At 67.6% G+C, this 19056-nt stretch carries 18 protein-coding genes; 9 read left to right on the top strand and 9 right to left on the bottom strand.

The features are described 5' to 3' along the window. Positions 1-31 precede the first annotated feature (31 nt). The 6 genes from trpC to rpe all read right to left on the bottom strand — a co-directional run bounded on the left by trpC (position 32) and on the right by rpe (position 5776). Entirely contained in the window at positions 32-823 is a 792-nt protein-coding gene (gene trpC / locus CAL25_RS02425) for an indole-3-glycerol phosphate synthase TrpC (RefSeq protein ID WP_094798338.1), read from the bottom strand. Then, positions 820-1851: an anthranilate phosphoribosyltransferase gene (gene trpD / locus CAL25_RS02420; protein WP_094798337.1), complete on the bottom strand. Its 1032-nt coding sequence runs from the start codon at positions 1849-1851 to the stop codon at positions 820-822. Before trpD ends, trpC begins: the two co-directional genes overlap by 4 nt. A gap of 19 nt (positions 1852-1870) precedes the next feature. Further along, complete coding sequence (locus CAL25_RS02415) at positions 1871-2434, bottom strand: anthranilate synthase component II (RefSeq protein ID WP_094798336.1); 564 nt, start codon at positions 2432-2434, stop codon at positions 1871-1873. Between the two features lie 52 nt (positions 2435-2486). Then, complete coding sequence (gene trpE / locus CAL25_RS02410) at positions 2487-4007, bottom strand: anthranilate synthase component I (RefSeq protein WP_094798335.1); 1521 nt, start codon at positions 4005-4007, stop codon at positions 2487-2489. 313 nt (positions 4008-4320) lie between these two features. Beyond that, complete coding sequence (locus CAL25_RS02405) at positions 4321-5025, bottom strand: phosphoglycolate phosphatase (RefSeq protein ID WP_249278920.1); 705 nt, start codon at positions 5023-5025, stop codon at positions 4321-4323. Positions 5026-5047: 22 nt separating this feature from the next. Next, positions 5048-5776: a ribulose-phosphate 3-epimerase gene (rpe, locus tag CAL25_RS02400; RefSeq protein ID WP_432759215.1), complete on the bottom strand. Its 729-nt coding sequence runs from the start codon at positions 5774-5776 to the stop codon at positions 5048-5050. A gap of 127 nt (positions 5777-5903) precedes the next feature. Between rpe and apaG the strand changes: the two genes are divergently transcribed. The 6 genes from apaG (at position 5904) to ttcA (ending at position 11773) form a co-directional block, all read left to right on the top strand. After that, positions 5904-6278, top strand: a complete 375-nt coding sequence (apaG, locus tag CAL25_RS02395) for a Co2+/Mg2+ efflux protein ApaG (protein ID WP_094798333.1) — start codon at positions 5904-5906, stop codon at positions 6276-6278. 45 nt (positions 6279-6323) lie between these two features. Next, the gene (gene mltA, locus CAL25_RS02390) at positions 6324-7616 is read left to right on the top strand and encodes a murein transglycosylase A (RefSeq protein ID WP_094798332.1); all 1293 of its coding nucleotides are present in this window, start codon (positions 6324-6326) and stop codon (positions 7614-7616) included. Beyond that, positions 7613-8782, top strand: a complete 1170-nt coding sequence (locus tag CAL25_RS02385) for a UbiH/UbiF family hydroxylase (RefSeq protein WP_094798331.1) — start codon at positions 7613-7615, stop codon at positions 8780-8782. Before mltA ends, CAL25_RS02385 begins: the two co-directional genes overlap by 4 nt. Before the next feature lie 72 nt (positions 8783-8854). Further along, positions 8855-9685 carry a DsbC family protein gene (locus CAL25_RS02380; protein WP_094798330.1) on the top strand — a complete coding sequence of 277 codons (831 nt, stop codon included), beginning with the start codon at positions 8855-8857 and terminating at the stop codon, positions 9683-9685. Positions 9686-9784: 99 nt separating this feature from the next. Then, positions 9785-10747 (top strand): D-2-hydroxyacid dehydrogenase family protein, encoded by a 963-nt coding sequence (locus CAL25_RS02375; protein WP_094798329.1) that lies wholly within the window; start codon positions 9785-9787, stop codon positions 10745-10747. Positions 10748-10864: 117 nt separating this feature from the next. Beyond that, positions 10865-11773 (top strand): tRNA 2-thiocytidine(32) synthetase TtcA, encoded by a 909-nt coding sequence (ttcA, locus tag CAL25_RS02370; protein ID WP_094798718.1) that lies wholly within the window; start codon positions 10865-10867, stop codon positions 11771-11773. 138 nt (positions 11774-11911) lie between these two features. Here ttcA and CAL25_RS02365 read toward each other — a convergent pair whose 3' ends face one another. From CAL25_RS02365 to CAL25_RS02355, 3 genes are all read right to left on the bottom strand, one after another. Next, positions 11912-13528, bottom strand: coding sequence for a methyl-accepting chemotaxis protein (locus tag CAL25_RS02365; RefSeq protein WP_094798328.1), 1617 nt, complete (start codon positions 13526-13528; stop codon positions 11912-11914). 323 nt (positions 13529-13851) lie between these two features. Then, a complete protein-coding gene (locus CAL25_RS02360) occupies positions 13852-14628 on the bottom strand; it encodes a fused MFS/spermidine synthase (protein WP_094798327.1) in 777 nt (258 codons plus the stop codon). A 60-nt stretch (positions 14629-14688) separates the two neighbouring features. Continuing rightward, on the bottom strand, positions 14689-16026 hold the full coding sequence (locus tag CAL25_RS02355) for a cytochrome P450 (RefSeq protein WP_094798326.1): 1338 nt from the start codon (positions 16024-16026) through the stop codon (positions 14689-14691). Positions 16027-16154: 128 nt separating this feature from the next. Between CAL25_RS02355 and CAL25_RS02350 the strand changes: the two genes are divergently transcribed. The 3 genes from CAL25_RS02350 (at position 16155) to CAL25_RS02340 (ending at position 19037) form a co-directional block, all read left to right on the top strand. After that, positions 16155-16919 (top strand): sulfite exporter TauE/SafE family protein, encoded by a 765-nt coding sequence (locus CAL25_RS02350; RefSeq protein WP_094798325.1) that lies wholly within the window; start codon positions 16155-16157, stop codon positions 16917-16919. Positions 16920-17071: 152 nt separating this feature from the next. Further along, complete coding sequence (proP, locus tag CAL25_RS02345) at positions 17072-18604, top strand: glycine betaine/L-proline transporter ProP (protein ID WP_094798324.1); 1533 nt, start codon at positions 17072-17074, stop codon at positions 18602-18604. A gap of 7 nt (positions 18605-18611) precedes the next feature. Continuing rightward, on the top strand, positions 18612-19037 hold the full coding sequence (locus CAL25_RS02340) for a hypothetical protein (RefSeq protein WP_249278919.1): 426 nt from the start codon (positions 18612-18614) through the stop codon (positions 19035-19037). Positions 19038-19056: the final 19 nt, after the last annotated feature.

Raw genomic sequence — 19056 nt, 5'->3', positions numbered from 1 at the left:
AGCAGCCCGTGGCGATGCGATGGCGCGGCGCTCACTGCATCATGATGCGCGCCAGCTCGACGCCCGGATCGGGGGCACGCATGAAGGCCTCGCCCACCAGGAAGGCGTCGACCTTGTGGTCGCGCATGAGCTTGACGTCTTCGGGCTTGAGAATGCCGCTCTCCGTGACCACGCGCTTGCCGTCCGGGATGCGGGGCAGCAGGTCCAGCGTATTTTGCAGGCTGGTCTCGAACGTGCGCAGGTTGCGATTGTTGATGCCCAGCAGCGGCGTGTTGAGCGTGAGCGCCACCTCGAGCTCGGCGGCATCGTGCACCTCGACCAGCACATCCAGGCCGAGGTCGAACGCCACCTGCTCGTACTCGCGCAACTGCGTGGGCGACAGCGCGGCCACGATCAGCAGCACGCAATCGGCGCCCATCGCACGGGCCGAGATGATCTGATACGGATCGACGATGAAGTCCTTGCGCAGCACCGGCAGCGAGCACGCGGCGCGTGCGCGGCGCAGGTTGTCGTGCGAGCCCTGGAAGAACTGCACATCGGTGAGCACGGACAGGCAGGCTGCGCCATGCGCCGCGTAGGTGGACGCGATGGCGGACGGATCGAAGTTCTCGCGCAGCACGCCCTTGGAGGGCGATGCCTTCTTGATCTCGGCGATCACGCCCGGCTTGCCCGCGGCGATCTTGTCTTCGATCGCCTGGGCAAAGCCGCGCACGTCCTGCCTGGCCTGCGCCTCGCGCAGCAGTTCGGCTTCGCTGCGCAATTGACGTGCGGTGGCGACTTCCTCGGCCTTTACGGCCAGGATCTTCGCGAGGATATCGTTCATTTTTGGAATTTCCGGGTGTAAGCGCAGAACTCTTCCAGCTTCGCGCGGGCCGCGCCGTTGGACAAGAGCTCGAACGCCAGTGTAAGCGCCGCGGGGATGGACTCGGCCTTGTTGCCGGCATAAATGGCCAGACCCGCGTTCAGGGCAACGATGTCCCGCGCGGCGCCTTCGACATTGTCCAGCGCTTCGATGACAAGTTCGCGCGACTGATCGCGATTGGACACCTTGATACTCCGATTGGACATCATGGATAGCCCGTAGTCCTCGGGATGAATCTCATATTCCCGCACGACGCCGTCCTTGAGCTCACCCACCAGCGTGGACGCGCCGAGCGAGGCCTCGTCCATGCCGTCTTTGCCATGCACCACGAGCACGTGGCGCGAGCCCAGGCGCTGCAACACGCGCACCTGGATGCCCACCAGGTCGGCGTGGAACACGCCCATGAGCTGGTTGGCGGCGCCGGCGGGGTTGGTCAATGGACCGAGGATATTGAAAATGGTTCGCACGGCCAGCTCCTTGCGCACGGCCGCGATGTTCTTCATCGCGCCATGATGCGCCGGGGCGAACATGAAGCCGATGCCGGTGGCCGCGATGCACTCGGAGACTTCCTCGGGGCCGAGTTGCAGATTGGCGCCCAGGGCCTCGAGCACGTCGGCGCTGCCCGACGACGAGGACGCGCTGCGATTGCCGTGCTTGGCGATCGGCACGCCCGCGGCCGCGGCCACGAACATGGCGGTGGTCGAGATGTTGAACGTGCTGCTGCCATCGCCGCCCGTGCCGCACATGTCGAGCAGGTCTTCGGGGTTGGGCGTGACCACGGGGGTGGCGAACTCGCGCATCACCTGCGCGGCCGCGGTGATCTCGCCGACGGTTTCCTTTTTCACGCGCAGGCCCATCAGCAGCGCGCTGGCGATCTGCGGCGACATCTCGCCGCGCATCAGCATGCGCATGAGATGCAGCATCTCGTCGTGGAAGATTTCGCGGTGTTCGATGCAGCGCACGAGCGCTTCGGTGGGAGTGATCGTCACGTGGGGGCTCCTGGATGGGTCAGAGATTGAGGAAGTTGCGCAGCATCGCGTGGCCGTGCTCGCTCAGCACCGACTCCGGATGGAACTGTACTCCGTACAGCGGCAGCGTCTTGTGGGCCACGCCCATGATGTCGCCGTCGGGCGCGGTGGCGGTCACGCGCAGCTCGTCGGGCAGGGTGGCGGGATCGATGGTGAGCGAGTTGTAGCGGATCACCGTGTAGGGGGTGGGCAGGCCGGTGAAGATGTCGGTGCCGGTGTGCGAGATGCGCACGGTCTTGCCGTGCATGATCTGCTGCGCGCGGACGATGTCGCCGCCGTAGGCCGCGCCGATCGCCTGGTGCCCCAGGCACACGCCCAGGATCGGCAGCTTGCCGGCGAACTCGCGGATCACGGGCACCGAGATGCCGGCCTCGGCCGGCGAGCACGGCCCCGGCGACACGCAGATGCGGTCGGGCTTGAGCGCGGCAATCTCTTCGAGGGTGATCTGGTCGTTGCGCGCCACGCGCACGTCTTCGCCCAGCTCGCCGAAGTATTGCACCAGGTTGTAGGTGAAGGAATCGTAGTTGTCGATCATCAGCAGCATGTCTGTCTCGCTTGTTTCGGTGCGGGCCGCGGGCCCTGAAGAGGCTCGGGGCTCAGATGGGCTCATCCAGGCCGTGCTGGACCTGCTCGGCCGCGCGCAACACGGCGCGCGCCTTGGCTTCGGTCTCGGCCCATTCGGCTTCGGGATTGGAATCGGCCACGATGCCGGCGGCCGCCTGCACGTAGAGCGTGCCGTTCTTGATGACGCCGGTGCGGATGGCGATGGCCACGTCCATCTCGCCGCCATAGCTCAGATAACCGGCCGCGCCGCCGTAGATGCCGCGGCGCACGGGCTCGAGCTCGTCGATGATCTCCATCGCGCGCACCTTGGGCGCGCCGGTCAGCGTGCCGGCCGGGAACGCGGCGCGCAGCACGTCCATGCTGCTCATGCCCGGGTTGAGATTGCCGGTCACGTTGGACACGAGGTGCATCACGTGGGAATAGCGCTCGATCGCCATCGTGTCGCTCACGCGCACCGAGCCGGTTTCCGCGACGCGGCCGACGTCGTTGCGCGCCAGATCGATGAGCATGACGTGCTCGGCGATCTCCTTCGGATCGGCGCGCAGCTCGGCCGCCAGGGCCTGGTCTTCTTCGGGGGTGGCGCCACGCTTGCGCGTGCCGGCCAGCGGGCGGATGGTGATCTGCGACTTCGGCACGTCGTTCTCGACGACCTGCTCCTGGCGCACCAGGATCTCGGGCGAGGCGCCCACGACCTGGAAGTCGCCGAAGTTCCAGAAGTACATGTAGGGCGAGGGGTTGAGCGAGCGCAGCGCGCGGTACAGCGACAGCGGCGAATCGCGGAACGGCTTGGCGATGACCTGGCCCACCTGCACCTGCATCAGGTCGCCCGCGGCGATGTATTCCTTGGCGCGGTGCACGGCCGCGAGGTAATCGGCCTTGGCGAAATCGCGACGCTCTTCGGTCTGCATGCTGGCGTGGCTATACGGGATCTCGACCGCGCGGCGCAGCCGGGCGCGCAGGTCCAGCAGGCGCTGCTGGGCGCGGCTGTAGGCCTCGGGCTGGGCCGGATCGGCATAGACCATGAGATAGATGCGGCCGGCGAGGTTATCGACGATCACGAGCTCGTCGACATGCAGCAGCATGATGTCGGGGGTGCCTTCGTCCATGCCGGCCGGGAACGGCTTGACCGCCGGGCCCAGGCGCGTCTCGATGTGGCGCACGGTGTCATAGCCGAAATAGCCGGCCAGGCCGCCGCAGAAGCGCGGCATGCCCGGACGCAGCGCCACCTTGAAGCGCGCCTGGTACGACTCGATAAAGGACAGCGGGTCGCCGTCGTGGGTCTCGACCACCTTGCCGTCGGTCAGCACCTCGGTGTGCGTGCCGCGCGCCTGGATCACGGTGCGGGCCGGCAGGCCGATGAAGGAATAGCGCCCGAAGCGCTCGCCCCCCACCACCGACTCCATCAGGCAGCTCATGCGTCCGCCCTGAGGGCCGCTGTGGGCCAGCTTGAGATAGATGGCCAGCGGGGTGTCCAGGTCGGCGTAGGTCTCGGCGACCAGCGGGATCCGGTTAAAGCCTTGGGCGGCAAGCGCCTTGAATTCGATTTCGGTCATGTCGGTCTGGGGCGGTGAGGGTTGCGACAGACCGGGCACGCATGTGAAAAAGCCCGGTCCTGTTACGGTTCCGGGCTTGGCTTTGCTGGCTTTACAGCTTACGGCGCTGGCGCGGTGTGCGCGTCAGGGCCGGGAAGGGAATCATCGCCACCCGGAAGACAAACGCCACCAACGCCACGAGGCGTTGCGCATTTGGTTCGAGGGGCGAGCGTTCATTGATTCGGGTGTCTGGCTGAGTAAGGAGACGCCGGGGCTTCGTGCCTGGCGTCGCCGTCCGGGGTTACTGCTTGGCTACCTGGCTCGGCTTTCTGGATTATTCGGCCGCGGCCAGTGTGGCGTTGCGGGCGGAAATCCAGTGGGCGGCGTCAAGCAGCGTGTCAACTATACCATCCACATCCAGCGAGCGCACGTCCATCCCTTCGTTGTAGCCGTAGGGCACCGCGAGCACCACCGTGCCAGCGCGGCGGGCGGCCAGCGCGTCGTTGATCGAATCGCCGATCGTGATGGCCTCAACCGGGGTCACGCCCAGCGTGGCGCAGGCGTGCAGCACCTGATCGGGATCGGGCTTCTTGGCGGCGCAGGTATCGCCGCAGACCACGGTGTCGAAGAAGCCGGCCAGGCCCGTGCGTTGCAGCAACGGCAGCGTGAATTCGGTGGGCTTGTTGGTGACCACGGCGAGCTTCAGGCCCTGGGCGCGCATGGCCTTCAGGCCTTCGATCACGCCGTCATAGACCCGGGCCTTGTCGCCGTTGACGAGGTGGTAGTGACGATGGAACGAGGCGCGTCCCTCGGCATAGCGCGCATCTTCGGGCGCTTCGGCCTCGAGGCTGCCGGCCAGCGTGCGGCGCACGAGGTTGTCCACGCCCTTGCCCACGAACGTGGCGATGACGTCTTCGCGCAGCGGCACCATGCCAAGCTCCACACGCATGGCGTTGGCCGCGTGGGCGAGATCGGGAATGGAGTCGAGCAGCGTGCCGTCGAGGTCGAGCAGGACGGCGAGCAGGGGCGTGGCGGACACAGCGTATTCCTTGCGGTATGGGTCAGGCGGAAAGGGATTCGGCGCGGGCGATCTCGGCGCGCATCTGGTCGATCACGGCCTTGTAGTCGGGCTTGCCGAAAATGGCCGAGCCGGCCACGAAGGTGTCGGCACCGGCCTGGCGGATCTCGGCGATGTTGTCGGTTTTCACGCCGCCGTCGACTTCGAGCAGGATGGGCTGGCCACCGGCACGGGTCCAGGCGTCGATGCGGGCGCGAGCCTCGCGCAGCTTGGTGAGCGTGGACGGAATGAACGACTGGCCGCCGAAGCCGGGGTTGACCGACATCAGCAGCACCAGGTCCAGGCGGTCCATCACGTAGTCCATGTAGCTCAGCGGCGTGGCCGGGTTGAACACCAGACCGGCCTTGCAGCCGTGGTCGCGAACCAGTTGCAGGGTGCGATCCGGGTGGCGGCTGGCCTCCGGGTGGAACGTGATCATGTTGGCGCCGGCCTTGGCGAACATGGGCACGATGTCGTCCACCGGCTCGACCATCAGGTGCACGTCGATCGGCACCTCGACATGGGGACGGATCGCCGCACAGACCATCGGACCGATGGTGAGATTGGGAACGTAATGGTTGTCCATCACGTCGAAGTGAATCCAGTCGGCGCCCGCGGCGACGACGTTGCGGACCTCTTCGCCCAGGCGGGCGAAGTCGGCGGATAGAATGCTGGGAGCGATGCGGGTGGAGGTGGCCGGCGTGGACATGGTGATCGGGATTTCCGGGGGCATAATGTGCAATTATTGCAGCTTGCCGCCCAGGCCCGGGAGCGCCGTTACTTCTTCGCCCCCGGCCGGCCGCATTCGCACTGCGCGATCCCCTGCATTCATCCCTCATACGCCACACTGGGAAAGGCCTGTGAAACCTTACGATCTGACCGTATCCGTGACCCCTCGATTCGTGCCGGAGCAGTCCGATCCCAGTCAGCAGCAATACGTATTCGCCTACACCGTGCGCATCACCAACACCGGCTCGAATCCGGCCCAGGTGATCAGCCGTCACTGGATCATCACCGACGGCAACCAGCAGGTGCAGGAAGTCCGTGGTCTCGGCGTGGTGGGCCAGCAGCCGCTGCTGGCGGCGGGCGAGACCTTCGAATACACCAGCGGCTGTCCGCTGCCGACCCCGGTCGGCACCATGCGCGGCACCTATCACTGCGTGGGCGAGAACGGCATTCCGTTCGAAGTGCCGATCGAGGAGTTCGTGCTCGCCATGCCCCGCACCCTGCATTGACCCCGCTGGCGCACCCCGCGCCGGCCGCAACCCGATGTTCCGCCCATGAAGCGCCTCCTTAGTCTGTCTGTGCTGTCGGTCTTGCTGGCGGCGTGTACCACCCCCTCCAGCATCCCGCCCGACGAGCGTCCCGGCACCGTCACGCCCGTGCCGACCGATGGCCCGCTGGTCGTGCCCTCGGTCTCGGCCCTGCCCGACACCCCGGCGCGCGCGCTGGCCGGCCGCTATCAGCGCGCCAACTACAGCGAACTGCCCGGCTGGGACGGCGACGACCTGTCGCGCCTGTGGCCTCTGGTGCTGCGCAATTGCAAAGGCCTGATGCGGCCCACCAGCGGCAACCTCGCGGCGCCCGCGCGCGCCACCCCGCGCGCCTGGCAGCCCGTCTGCGCGGCGGCCGCCGATCCGGCCCGCGCGCCCGCCGCGGGCGACGCCGCCGCGGTACGCCGTTTCATCCAGACCTGGTTGCAGCCCTGGCGTGTGCTCGGCACCGACGGCCGCCCCGCCACCAACACCGTCACGGGCTACTACGAGCCGCTCGTACGCGGCTCGCGCGAGTCCGGTGGCAAGCACCAGTGGCCGCTGTATGCCGTGCCCGCCGACCTGCTCACGATCGACCTGGGCTCGGTCTACCCCGACCTGGCCGGCAAGCGTGTCCGCGGCAAGCTCGATGGCCACCGCGTCGTGCCCTACGACACCCGCGCCGCCATCGAGGCGTCCGACCGCAAGCCGCCCGTGCTGGTCTGGGTCGATGATCCCGTCGATAACTTCTTCCTGCAGGTGCAGGGCTCAGGCCGCGTGCAGCTCACCGAAGGGCCCGACGCCGGCAAGACCATCCGCGTCGCCTACGCCGACCACAACGGTCAGCCCTATGTGTCCATCGGCCGCTGGCTGATCGACCGGGGCGAGCTGCGGGCCGATCAGGCGTCCATGCAGAACATCCGGGCCTGGGCCCAGCGCAATCCGGGCCGCACGCAGGAAATGCTCAACGCCAATCCGGCCGTGGTGTTCTTCCGCGAAGAAGCCGTGACCGATCCCGAGCAGGGTCCCAAGGGCGCCTACGCGATTCCGCTGGCCACCGGCCGCTCGATCGCCGTCGATCCGACCTTCGTGCCGCTGGGCACGCCGGTGTTCCTGTCCACCACCTATCCCGCTTCCGAGCGCCCGCTGCAGCGCCTGGTGTTCGCTCAGGACACCGGCACCGCGATCAAGGGCGCCGCCCGCGCCGACTTCTACTGGGGCTTCGGCGACGAAGCCGGGCAGCAGGCCGGGCGCATGAAGCAGCGCGGCCAGATGTGGCTGCTGTGGCCCAAGCAGGCTGGCGAACCGAGCGCACGATGAAACACCAGATCCTGATCTGCGGGGCCGGCATCGTCGGCCTGTCGACCGCCCTGGCGCTGGCGCGACGCGGCCAGCGCGTGGCCGTGCTGTCGCCGCGCAACCAGATCGCGCCCGCCGCGGCCGACCACTACCACCCGCGGGTCTACGCGATCTCGCCCGCGAGCCAGCGTTTCCTGGCCGAGCTCGGCATCTGGGACGCGATGCCGCAGGCACGGCTGATGCCGGTCACGGCCATGGAAATCCACGGCGACGGCGACGGCCGCGTCGACCTCAACGCCTGGCAGGCGGCGCAACCGCAGCTCGCCTGGATCGTCGAGGCCGGCGAAATCGAACGCGTGCTGATCCAGGCCGTGCAGATGTTCGGCATTCCGTGGATCGACGAGCGCTGCACGGGCTGGCGTCCGGGCGAAGTGCAGACCGACGGCGGCCGCACGCTACAAGCCGAGCTGTTCGTCGGCGCCGATGGCGCGGCGTCGCCGCTGCGCGAGGCCGCCGGCATGAAGCACGAGGCCACCTCGTACCACGACATCGGTCTGGTCGTGCATCTGGATGCCGAACGCGCGCACCAGAGCACCGCGATCCAGTGGTTCCGCGACGACGGCGTGCTGGCGCTGCTGCCGCTGCCCGACACGAGCGCCGGCGCCCAGGTGTCGATGGTCTGGTCGATGCGCGAAGAACCCGCCCGCGCGCTGATGGCGCTTGCGCCCGAAGCCCAGACCGCCGAACTCGAACGCCGCCTGGCGGACGCCACGCATGGCCGGCTGGGCGCGCTGCGCGTGCGCAGCAAGCTGCATGGATTTCCGCTCACGCTGGAACGCGCGCAGATGGTCGCGCCCGGCATCGCGCTGGCGGGCGACGCCGCGCACCGGCTGCATCCGCTCGCCGGCCAGGGGCTCAACCTCGGCCTGGGCGATGTCCAGGCCCTGGCCGAAACCGTGGCCGCGCGCGAGGCGTACCGCGAAGCCGGCGATCTGCGCGTGCTGCGCCGCTACCAGCGCGCCCGCGCCGAGCCCGTGCTCGCCATGCGCCTGGCCACCGACGGCCTGCATCGGCTGTTCGGCTCGCGCGCCGCGCCGCTGGTGTGGCTGCGCAACGCGGGCATGCATTGGGTCGAGGCCGTGCCTTTCGTGAAGCGCCAGCTCATCGAAGGCGCCTCGCGCAACTAATCCGGTCAGGGCGCGGTCTCAAGGACAGGCTCAAGGCGGTCCGGTGCCGCGCCCGATCCCACAGGAGTTCACATGAATATTCGCGTATCGCTGATCCTGGCCGCCGCGCTTGCCTGCGGCGCCGCCGGGGCACAGGCCGCCGACAAGGTCTATTCCACCGCCAACCCGCCCGCCCCCGCCGCGGGCGACAAGGTCACCGGCACCACCCAGATGGGCCAGCCCGCCAAGCCGGGCGAGAAGGTCTACAACACCGCCTCGGTGACGCCTCCGGATCCCGTGGCCGATGCGGTCAAGTCGCGCTTCAAGGAGCGCTTCACGAATTTCGACGTGACCGCCGTGCGTCGCACTCCCTACGGCCTCTTCGAGGTGCAGCTGGGCATGGACCTCATTTACACCGACGAGGGCGTGAACTGGGTCATGGAAGGTCCGCTGATCGACGCCGCGAGCCGCCGCGATGTCACCCAGGAGCGCCAGGAACAGCTCGGCCAGGTGTCGTTCGACCAGCTGCCGCTCGACCTCGCGCTCAAGCAGGTGCGCGGCAAGGGCACGCGCAAGGTCGCAATCTTCGAAGACCCCAACTGCGGCTACTGCAAGCAGCTGCGCCACACGCTCGAAGACGTGGACGACGTCACGATCTACACCTTCCTGTACCCGATCCTGTCGCCGGACTCGACCACCAAGGTGCGCGATGTCTGGTGCGCCAGCGATCCCGCCAAGACCTGGGACGACTGGATGCTGCGCGGCAAGCGCCCGGCCTCGGTGCAATGCGACGCGCCGGTCGAGCAGATGGTCTCGCTCGGCAAGCAGTTGATGGTGCGGGGCACCCCGACCCTTTTCTTCGCCGACGGCAGCCGCGCGAGCGGCGCATTGCCGATCGAGCAACTGCAGGAACGCCTCAAATGATTCTCCGGCCCGCCTCCCAGCGGGCCGATTGCTTTGCACGGGTGGGCGCGCTCACCCGCCGGACACCAACCGCTCGAAAACAATACCTGGAGACTGGCAATGGATATCGCGATTCTCGATGACTATCACGACGTGGCGCAGCGTTTCGCCGACTGGGCCAGCCTCGGCCCCGACGCCCGCGTCACCGTGTTCAATGACGCCTTGCCCGAAGGCCAGGCGCGGGCCGACGCGCTCGCGCCCTTCGATGTGATCGTGGCCATGCGGGAGCGCACTCCGTTCCCGGCCGAGCTGATCGCCGCCCTGCCGCGTCTGCGCCTGCTCGTCACGACCGGCATGCGCAACAACGCGATCGACATGAACGCGGCGTCGGCGCGCGGCATCGTGGTGAGCGGCGCGCCCGGCAGCGCCGACGCCAACACGGCGACGGCAGAGCTCGCCTGGGCGCACATCCTCGCGCTGTTCAAGCACCTGCCCCAGGAAGACGACGCCATGCGCCGTGGCATGTGGCAGACCGGCATGCCGATCCCGCTGGCGGGCAAGCGGCTGGGCCTGGTCGGCCTGGGCAAGCTGGGCCAGGCCGTGGCGCAGGTGGGCCGCGCGTTCGGCATGGAGGTCGTGGCCTGGAGCCCCAACCTCACCGACGAACGCGCCGCCGAGGCCGGCGTCACCCGGGTCGACAAGCACGCGCTGTTCTCCACCGCCGACGTGGTCAGCCTGCATCTCATCCTGAGCGAGCGCAGCCGCAACGTGGTCGACGCGGCCGCACTGGCCGCCATGAAGCCCACCGCGTTCCTCGTGAACACCTCGCGCGCGGGCCTGGTCGACCAGGACGCCCTGATGGACACGCTGGCCAAGGGGCGGATCGCCGGCGCCGGCCTGGACGTCTACGAGGTCGAGCCGCTCCCGCCCACCGACTCCGTGCGCAATCTCGACAACGTGATCCTGACTCCGCACCTGGGCTACGTCAGCCAGGAAAACTTCCAGGCGTTCTATCGCAACGCGCTGGAGGCGGTGCGCGGCTTCGCCGCCGGGCAGCCGGTGCGCGTGCTCAACGCCAGCTGAACGGCCGAACGCGGGCCCGGGCGCATCGCGCCCCACGGCCCGCAACGCCGGCAAGGGCACGGGCCGGCGCCGCGCGCCCGCGCTAAAATGCTGTTTTTCCTGCATTTTTGCGTGGTCATGAAGGACTCCAACAACTTCCACCGGCTCGAGAATCGGCTCCAATCCGAAGCGGGCAAGGCCATCGTCGATTTCAACATGATCGAAGACGGCGACAAGATCCTGGTCTGCATGAGCGGCGGCAAGGATTCCTACACCATGCTGCAGGTGCTGATGGCGCTGCAGCGCCGCGCGCCCGTCAAGTTCGAGCTGGTCGCGATGAACCTCGACCAGAAGCAGCCCGGGTTTCCCGAAGACGTGCTGCCGCGCTACCTCGCGTCAACCGGCGTGCCGTACCGCATCGTCGAGGCCGACACCTACTCGATCGTCAAAGAGAAGGTGCCCGAGGGCAAGACGACCTGTTCGCTGTGCTCGCGCCTGCGCCGCGGCGTGATCTATCGCACCGCCAAAGAGCTCGGCTGCAACAAGATCGCGCTGGGTCATCACCGCGACGACATCGTCGAGACCTTCTTCCTGAACCTGTTCTTCGGCGGCAAGATGAAGGCCATGCCGCCCAAGCTCGCCACCAACGACGGCGCCCACGTGGTGATCCGCCCGCTCGCGTATTGCAGCGAGCGCGACATCGCCAAGTATGCGCAGGCGATGGAGTTTCCGATCATCCCGTGCAACCTGTGCGGCTCGCAGGAGAACCTGCAGCGCGTGCGCGTGAAGGAAATGCTGCAAACCTGGGAGCGCGAGACCCCGGGCCGCGTCGCGAACGTCTTCCGCGCCCTGACCGATGTGGTGCCCTCGCATCTGGTCGACGCCAACCTGTTCGACTTCAAGGGCCTGGCCACCGGCCTCGCCAAGATCGACGAGGCCTCGCTGTTCGGCGAGAGTTCTTACGAACAGGACGCCCTGGTATTCGGCCAGTCCAGCGAGAACCGCATCGCCTTCGTGCGGCCCGAGCGACTCGACCTGCCCGTCTGACGCGCCCGCCCGCCCATGAAAACTGCCCGCATCGCCTTACGGCGTGCGGGCAGTTTTCTTGCGGGATTCGTCGCGAGCCGGGCCGCGTCACGCGCACGCGGGGCCTGGGCCCGGCATGCGCGGTGGGCCGGCCGGCGCTCAGTAGGCTGCGAGCTGCAGCGGCGCGCCACTCAGGCGCGGGGCGGCGGCGCGCGCATCCTGCGCCTGGCCCTGTCCTGCCTGCAGCTTGAACGCGCTGACCGCGCCGCGCAGATCGGCGGCCTGGTCCTGCATCGAGCCCGCGGCGGCCGCGGCCTCTTCGACCAGTGCCGCGTTCTGCTGCGTGACTTCGTCCATCTGCGCCACGGCGCGGTTGACCTGTTCGATGCCATCGGCCTGCTCGGCCGACGCGGCCGCGATCTCGCCCATGATGTCCGTCACGCGCTGCACCGAACTCACGATCTCCTGCATCGTGGCGCCGGCGCGCGCCGCGCTGTCCGAGCCCTGACCGATCTTCTGCACCGTGTCTTCGATGAGCGTCTTGATCTCCTTGGCGGCCTGCGCGCTGCGCTGCGCCAGCGTGCGCACCTCGGCGGCCACGACCGCGAAGCCCTTGCCCTGCTCGCCGGCACGCGCGGCTTCCACCGCGGCGTTCAGCGCCAGGATGTTGGTCTGGAAGGCGATGCCGTCGATCACCGACACGATGTCGGCGATCTTCACCGAGCTCGACGAGATCGCGCTCATGGTGCTGACCACTTCCGACACCGTAGAGCCGCCGCGCGAGGCGGTATCCGACGCGGCAGCCGCCAGCTGGTTGGCCTGACGCGCGCTCTCGGCATTCTGCTTGACGGTGGAGGACAGCTCTTCCATCGACGCGGCGGTCTCTTCGAGCGACGCGGCCTGCTGCTCCGTACGCGACGACAAATCGGTGTTGCCCGCCGCGATCTGGCCCGACGCCGACGCGATGTTCTCGACGCCGGCGCGAATGCGGGTGACCGTGTGGGCCAGGTTGTTGTTCATCGACTCGAGCGCGTGCATCAGTTCGCCGATCTCGTCCTTGGACGTCGCGGTGATGCGGCTCGTCAGATCGTTGTCGGCCACCGTGCGCGCCACGCGCACCGCGTCGGCCAGCGGCCGCGTGATGCTGCGCGTGAGCAGGATCGACAGCGCCAGACCGCTCAGGACGGCGATGGCGCCCAGGACGATCATCCACAGATTGGCGACGTTATACGAGCTCTCGATGCTGACCGCCTGCGCGTCGATGTCCGCGCGCTGCATGTCGGAGAGCTGCGTGATCAGATCGATGAAGCGGCGCGAGGCCGACAGATACTCCTGCGTGAAGATGCGCTCGGCCAGCTCGACATTGCCTTCCTGCTTGGCCTTGAAGATGCGGTCGCGCGAGCTGAGGTACTCGGTGCGCGCCTTGCCGATGCCGGCCCATACCTGCTTCTCGGCGTCGCCCTGGATCAGCGGCTCGATCTGCTGTTGCAGTTTGGAGGCCTGGGCGGTGGATGCGGCGGCATCCTGCGTAAAGAACCCGGCGAGGCTGGGATCGCTGCTCTTGGCGATCGCGGTGGTGCGGGTGACGCCCGTATGGATGAATCGGCTCCAGTCGTTGACCATGCGATCCTTGGTCAGCGATTGATGCGTCACATTGTCGACGGCGCGATTGATGTCGGCCAGGCTGTACAGGCCCACCACGCACATGACGATCATCATCGCCAACAGAACGGCAAAGCCGGCCGCGAGCCGGGTCCCAAGCTTCAGATTCTTCATGACTGCCCCGAATGCTGCCAAGGCGTATGGCAACGCGGCAACCCACGCACCCGCCTGCCCTGGAGATCCGCCTCCAAAATGATGCTGTTAGATAGATGTAATGGCCAGCGCGGACGCGCCCGTAGCGGCATATCGCGCGATGGAGCCCGAATGCTAGCAATCGGGGTGGCGGACAGATCAGGCGAGGAGCGGCGCGTTTTAGGCCAATCTTTCTGGTTTGGCCGACCCACGCGTCGTCATGAAAATCGGGGCCAAATTCGCGCGGAACCGCATATATCGCGGCATTTCCTTGCGTTGCCGATCATTGCCCGTGGCGGCGGCGTTCAGCGCAGCTCGAGCGTCGCGCCGATCACGCGCATGGTGGGCATGAGCTGACGCCACGCATCCTTGGAGAGCGAGGCGGGGCGAGCCAGCGCGGCCGCCGCGGGGTCGTCGAGCAGATCGCCTTTGCAGGCGAACACGATGCTGTTGGTCATGTCGTCGTCCACCACCTCGAACATCGCCGGGCCGAAGGCCGCGCGCACCCGGTCCAGGTAGGTGTGATGCTCGCGATGATTGACGTGGAAGTTGATGACGAGGATGCCATCGTCGCGCAGCGCGCGATGGCAATCGGCATAGAACGCTTCCGAGCAGAGCTGAGGCGGGATGCCGCCGGTCACGAAACCATCCAGCATGAGCACGTCGATCTCGCCGTCGAGCGTGGCCATATAGTCGGCCGCGTCGGCCTGCACCACCCGAAAGCGCTCGCTTTCCGGCGGCACCATGAAGGCCTCGCGCAATGCGATCACCGCGGGATCGATTTCCACGACCGTGATATCGGATGCCGGCAGATAGCGATGACAGAACTTCGGCAGGGATCCGCCGCCCAGACCCACCATCAACATGCGCGCGGGCTCGGGCTGCCACAGCACGAAGCCCATCATCATCCGCGTGTATTCGATCTCGAGCGCGTCGGGGTTGAGCACCGACATGCTGCTCTGCACTTCCTGGCCGGTGAAATGTAGCGAACGGCGATTGCCGGCGTTTTGCACGAAAGGCCGGTGCGGCGCGTCGGGCAGAGAAGAATCGTCGTCGTGGTCGGTATCTGGCTGATGTGTCATGGCGGCAGGGCGCTGAAGGAGCGCATCCCGCATTAGACACGCGCGATCCGATGACGGCAATCAGGCGGCCACGGTCATCGGCGCGCGATCGGGCATGCCGCGCAGCGACGCGCCGGCGCGTGGCACGAAGCGCACCTCGGCCTGGCGCGGCCGCAGCGAAAACCAGCCCTGTGGCTGAACCGGCTGCAACGGCTCGATATCCCAATGCGTGACCCAGTAGGCCAGCGACACCGCGAGGTCGAGCATCGCCATGCCGGTACCGGGACAGGCGCGGTCGCCCAAACCGAACGGAAAATAGGCGCCCTGCGGCCGATCGTGCTCGCCCAGAAAGCGCTCGGGCATGAAACGCGTGGGGTCGGGAAACCAGCGTGCATCGCGATGCGTGATCCAGCTCGACACCATCACGATGTCACCGCGATGCAAGGTGTGGCCTTGCACCTGCAACGCACGCGAGAGCTGGCGCGGCACGAGTGCATACGCCGGCGGGTAGAGCCGCATCGACTCCTGGATCACGGCTCGCAGCAAGGGCGCGCGCTGCAGATCTTGCAGCCGGGTGATATCGCGCCAGTCGATGCCGTCGAGCTCCGCGCGCAGCGCATCGCGGATCGTGGGATGTTGCGCGAGCAACAATTGCGTCCAGGCCAGCGTGGCGCCGGTGGACTGATGCGCCGCCATCAGCAGGGTGGCGAGGTCCTCGCGATGCACCGTGAGCGGCCGGGTCGAGCGCGCAGCCACGCTTTCGATCTGCGTGCGCAGCGTACGCAGCGCCCAACGCTTGCGCGGGCACAGCTTGCTCGGAAACCAATGACCCAGCGGCAGGCCGGTGCTGGTTTCGAGCAGGGCCACGCGCGACAGAATGCGCACCGCGCGCGCGATCGGCTCGGCCGATTCGCTCAGGTCCAGCCCGAACAGCGCGTGCCCGGTCAGCGTGATGCTGTAGCAGGCCATTTCCAGATCGAGATCGCGCCGGGCGCCCGCCGGGATGCCGTCGGACCAGCGCTGCGCCAGGCGCAGGATGTCGTCGACGGGCGGCGGCTGGATGTGCGGCCGCACCTTCTGCCGTTGCTCGCGCGCCTGCGCGCCTTCGCGCATCATGAAGCTGCGGCCGTTCCATTGGCGCATCATGCACAGGCTGGGCTCCCAGCGGCGCAGGTCGCTGCGATGCGTGACCATCAGCGCATGCACCGCCTCGGGATGGAACACGCACCAGACCCGACGCGGTCCCATGCGCATGCTGCTGATATCGGGCTGGGCCTGATGCACGCTGGCCAGCCACGCCAGCGGATCGCGTTGAATGGCCAGCCATTTATCGAGCCCCGCGCTGGCGCCGGACCAATCGCCGTTGCGCCAGGCACTCAGGCGGCGTCGGATCGGACAGGCGATGACGGTATCGTTCATGGGCGCCAAGTGAGCAGAGTAGAGAATCCGGAGGCGATGCGCGCGGCGGCCGCGCCTGCACCTCCGCGGCCGGGGCAGTCGAGCGATCTTACTAAAGCCCGCCCCCGGTGACGTTACGGTTGGTTAAGATGCCTGCCACCACGCTGCGCGTCTCCTCCCTCCGCACCTTGCTCTATCTCTTCGTTTTCGCGATCGCGTTGCTCGCCGGCGGCATCAGCGGCGTCATCGGCACGGGCTCCTCGTTGATCCTGCTGCCCGTGCTCGTATCCGTGTACGGCCCGAAGGCCGCGATCCCGATCATGGCGGTGGCCGCGGTGATGGGCAATCTGGCGCGCGCCCTGGTCTGGTGGCGCGACACCGACTGGCGCGCGGCGCTCGCGTTCGCGCTGCCCGGCGTGCCCGCGGCCGCGCTCGGCGCCCGCACCATGCTGAGCTTGCCCGCCTGGTCGATCGACGCGGGCCTGGGCGTGTTCTTCCTGACGATGGTGTGGGTACGGCGGCATCTGGCGCGCGGGCAGCGCCGCCTCTCGCTCGCCCAGCTTGCGGCCTGCGGCGCAGGCATCGGCTTTCTGACCGGCCTGGTGCTCTCCACCGGCCCGCTGAGCGTGCCGGCGTTCACGGCGTACGGCCTGAGCGGCGGCGCTTTTCTCGGCACCGAGGCGTTGAGCTCGCTGTTCCTCTACGTGGGCAAGGTGATCACCTTCGCGAGCCAGGGCGCGTTGCCGTGGCCGGTGCTCGCCCAGGGCCTGCTCACCGGCGCCGGCATCATGCTCGGCACGGCGCTCGGCAAGCCGCTCGTCCTCGCGTTGTCGAAGACCACCTACGACCGGCTGCTTGACGGCCTGTTGATCGTGTCGGGCATCACCTTCTTCTGGATGGCCACCCGTCATTGAACGTGGTCCGGCGATCGATCACGCGCCGGCGCAGCAGCCCGCGACACCGCCGAACACCGCGCCAATCCTGACTATTTCCTGAATTATCGGTACCGACCCGCAGGCCGATTTCGGGGTCATAATCAGTGGGTGTGCATTCTCTGGAACAGGCCATGGCTGAGACTACCCCGGCGCAGCAAGAAGTTCGTCCGCTCGAGATCGGCGACATCACCGTCATCGACAATTCCAAGCTCAAGAAGGCCGTGACCGCGGCCGCGCTCGGCAATGCGATGGAATGGTTCGATTTCGGCGTGTATGGCTTCGTGGCCTTCGCGCTGGGCAAGGTGTTCTTTCCGGACGCCTCGCCGGCCGTGCAGACGATCGCGGCCCTCGGTACGTTTTCGGTGCCATTCCTGGTGCGCCCGCTGGGCGGCATTTTCTTCGGCGTGATGGGTGACCGCTTCGGGCGCCAGAAGGTGCTCTCGCTCACCATCATCATCATGGCCATCAGCACGTTCTGTATCGGCCTCATTCCCTCCTACGCCGCCATCGGCATCTGGGCGCCCATTCTGCTGCTGCTGTGCAAGCTGGCGCAGGGCTTCTCGGTCGGCGGCGAATACACCGGCGCGGCGGTCTTCGTGGCCGAGTACGCGCCCGACCGCCAGCGCGGCTTCCTGGGCAGCTGGCTCGATTTCGGCTCCATCGCGGGCTTCGTGATCGGCGCCGGCATGGTGGTGCTGTTGCAGACCATGCTGGGCGAGCAGACCTTCCTCGACTGGGGCTGGCGCATTCCGTTCTTCGTGGCCGGCCCGCTCGGCCTGCTCGGCCTGTACCTGCGGCACGCCGCCGAAGAAACCCCGGCGTTCACGCAGCAGCTCGAGAAGATGGAGCAGGAAGACCGCGATGCCGTGCAGGAAAAACCCAAGGTCGCGTTCGGCGAGATCTTCTCGAAGTATCGCCGCGCCCTGCTGGTGAGCGTGGGCATGGTGCTGGTGACCAACATCACCTACTACATGCTGCTCACCTACATGCCCACCTATCTGTCGGGCAGCCTGGGCTACACCGAAGGCCACGGCGTGCTCATCATCGTGGTGGTGATGGTCGGGATGTTGTTCGTGCAACCGGTGGTCGGCTTCATCAGCGACAAGGTCGGACGCAAACCCTTCCTGCTGGTGGGGAGTCTGGGCCTGCTGGTGTCGGCCATTCCGGCTTTCCACCTGATCGGCAGCGACAACACCGGCCTGATCTTTCTGGGCCTGCTGCTGATCGCGGTGTTCCTCAACTGCCTGATCGGCATCATGGCCGCCACCTTGCCCGCGCTGTTCCCCACGCGCATCCGCTACAGCGCGCTGGCCAGCTCGTTCAACATCGCCATCATCGTGGCCGGTCTCACGCCTACCGTGGCCGCGTGGCTGGTCGAAGAAACCGACAATCTCATGATGCCGGCCTTCTATCTGATGGCGGCCTCGGTGGTCGGCCTGATCACCTCGTTCTTCCTGCCCGAGACGGCCAACCGGCCGATGCGCGGCGCCACGCCCACCGCGTCGAGCCGGCGCGAGGCCAAGGTGCTGTTGCAGCAGGCTTACGAGCATATCGAGCAGAGCGTGCAGGACATCGACGCCGAGATCGAAACGCTGGAGCAGGAAATCGAGGCCCTGCGCGAACGCCGTCAGCGGCTCGCCGACCGTCATCCGAATCTCGAATGACAGGCTCGTGGAAGACTCGCGCGTGAGCCGCCGCGCCGACCCCTTCGCCCCGCCCGCGCGCACGCGGGCGGCGGTCGCCAATACGCTGCTGTGGGTGCTCGAACCGCTCGAGTCCGACCCTGGCTACGCGCGGCGCCGGATCTTCGGTAGCGAGGCGGCCTATCTCGACGGCCAGCTCTGCCTGACCGTGTCCGACCGCGATCCGCCCTGGAGCGGCCTGCTCGTGTGTACCGAGCATGCCCACCATGCTTCGCTCGCCGCGGCGTATCCCGCGCTGCGCCCACACCCGGTGCTGGGCAAGTGGCTGTATCTGCCGCAGGACCACGAAGATTTCGAAAGCACGGCCGCGCGGCTCGTCGCGGCGGTGCGGGCGCGCGACCCGCGCATCGGCGTGGCGCCGGGCGCGGGCCGGTCCCGCAAGCGCCCGGCCTGAGCCGGCGCGCGGCACCCTG

The sequence above is a fragment of the Bordetella genomosp. 5 genome, assembly GCF_002261315.1.
Classification (GTDB): domain Bacteria; phylum Pseudomonadota; class Gammaproteobacteria; order Burkholderiales; family Burkholderiaceae_B; genus Bordetella.
This window is presented reverse-complemented; position numbering and strand designations above follow the sequence as displayed.

Coding starts and splice junctions, on each gene's coding strand:
- trpC (WP_094798338.1), bottom strand. CDS start 823: ATGAACGATATCCTCGCGAAGATCCTGGCCGTAAAGGCCGAGGAAGTC.
- CAL25_RS02415 (WP_094798336.1), bottom strand. CDS start 2,434: ATGCTGCTGATGATCGACAACTACGATTCCTTCACCTACAACCTGGTG.
- trpE (WP_094798335.1), bottom strand. CDS start 4,007: ATGACCGAAATCGAATTCAAGGCGCTTGCCGCCCAAGGCTTTAACCGG.
- rpe (WP_432759215.1), bottom strand. CDS start 5,776: ATGCCCCCGGAAATCCCGATCACCATGTCCACGCCGGCCACCTCCACC.
- mltA (WP_094798332.1), top strand. CDS start 6,324: ATGAAGCGCCTCCTTAGTCTGTCTGTGCTGTCGGTCTTGCTGGCGGCG.
- CAL25_RS02385 (WP_094798331.1), top strand. CDS start 7,613: ATGAAACACCAGATCCTGATCTGCGGGGCCGGCATCGTCGGCCTGTCG.
- CAL25_RS02380 (WP_094798330.1), top strand. CDS start 8,855: ATGAATATTCGCGTATCGCTGATCCTGGCCGCCGCGCTTGCCTGCGGC.
- CAL25_RS02375 (WP_094798329.1), top strand. CDS start 9,785: ATGGATATCGCGATTCTCGATGACTATCACGACGTGGCGCAGCGTTTC.
- ttcA (WP_094798718.1), top strand. CDS start 10,865: ATGAAGGACTCCAACAACTTCCACCGGCTCGAGAATCGGCTCCAATCC.
- CAL25_RS02365 (WP_094798328.1), bottom strand. CDS start 13,528: ATGAAGAATCTGAAGCTTGGGACCCGGCTCGCGGCCGGCTTTGCCGTT.
- CAL25_RS02360 (WP_094798327.1), bottom strand. CDS start 14,628: ATGACACATCAGCCAGATACCGACCACGACGACGATTCTTCTCTGCCC.
- CAL25_RS02355 (WP_094798326.1), bottom strand. CDS start 16,026: ATGAACGATACCGTCATCGCCTGTCCGATCCGACGCCGCCTGAGTGCC.
- CAL25_RS02350 (WP_094798325.1), top strand. CDS start 16,155: ATGCCTGCCACCACGCTGCGCGTCTCCTCCCTCCGCACCTTGCTCTAT.
- proP (WP_094798324.1), top strand. CDS start 17,072: ATGGCTGAGACTACCCCGGCGCAGCAAGAAGTTCGTCCGCTCGAGATC.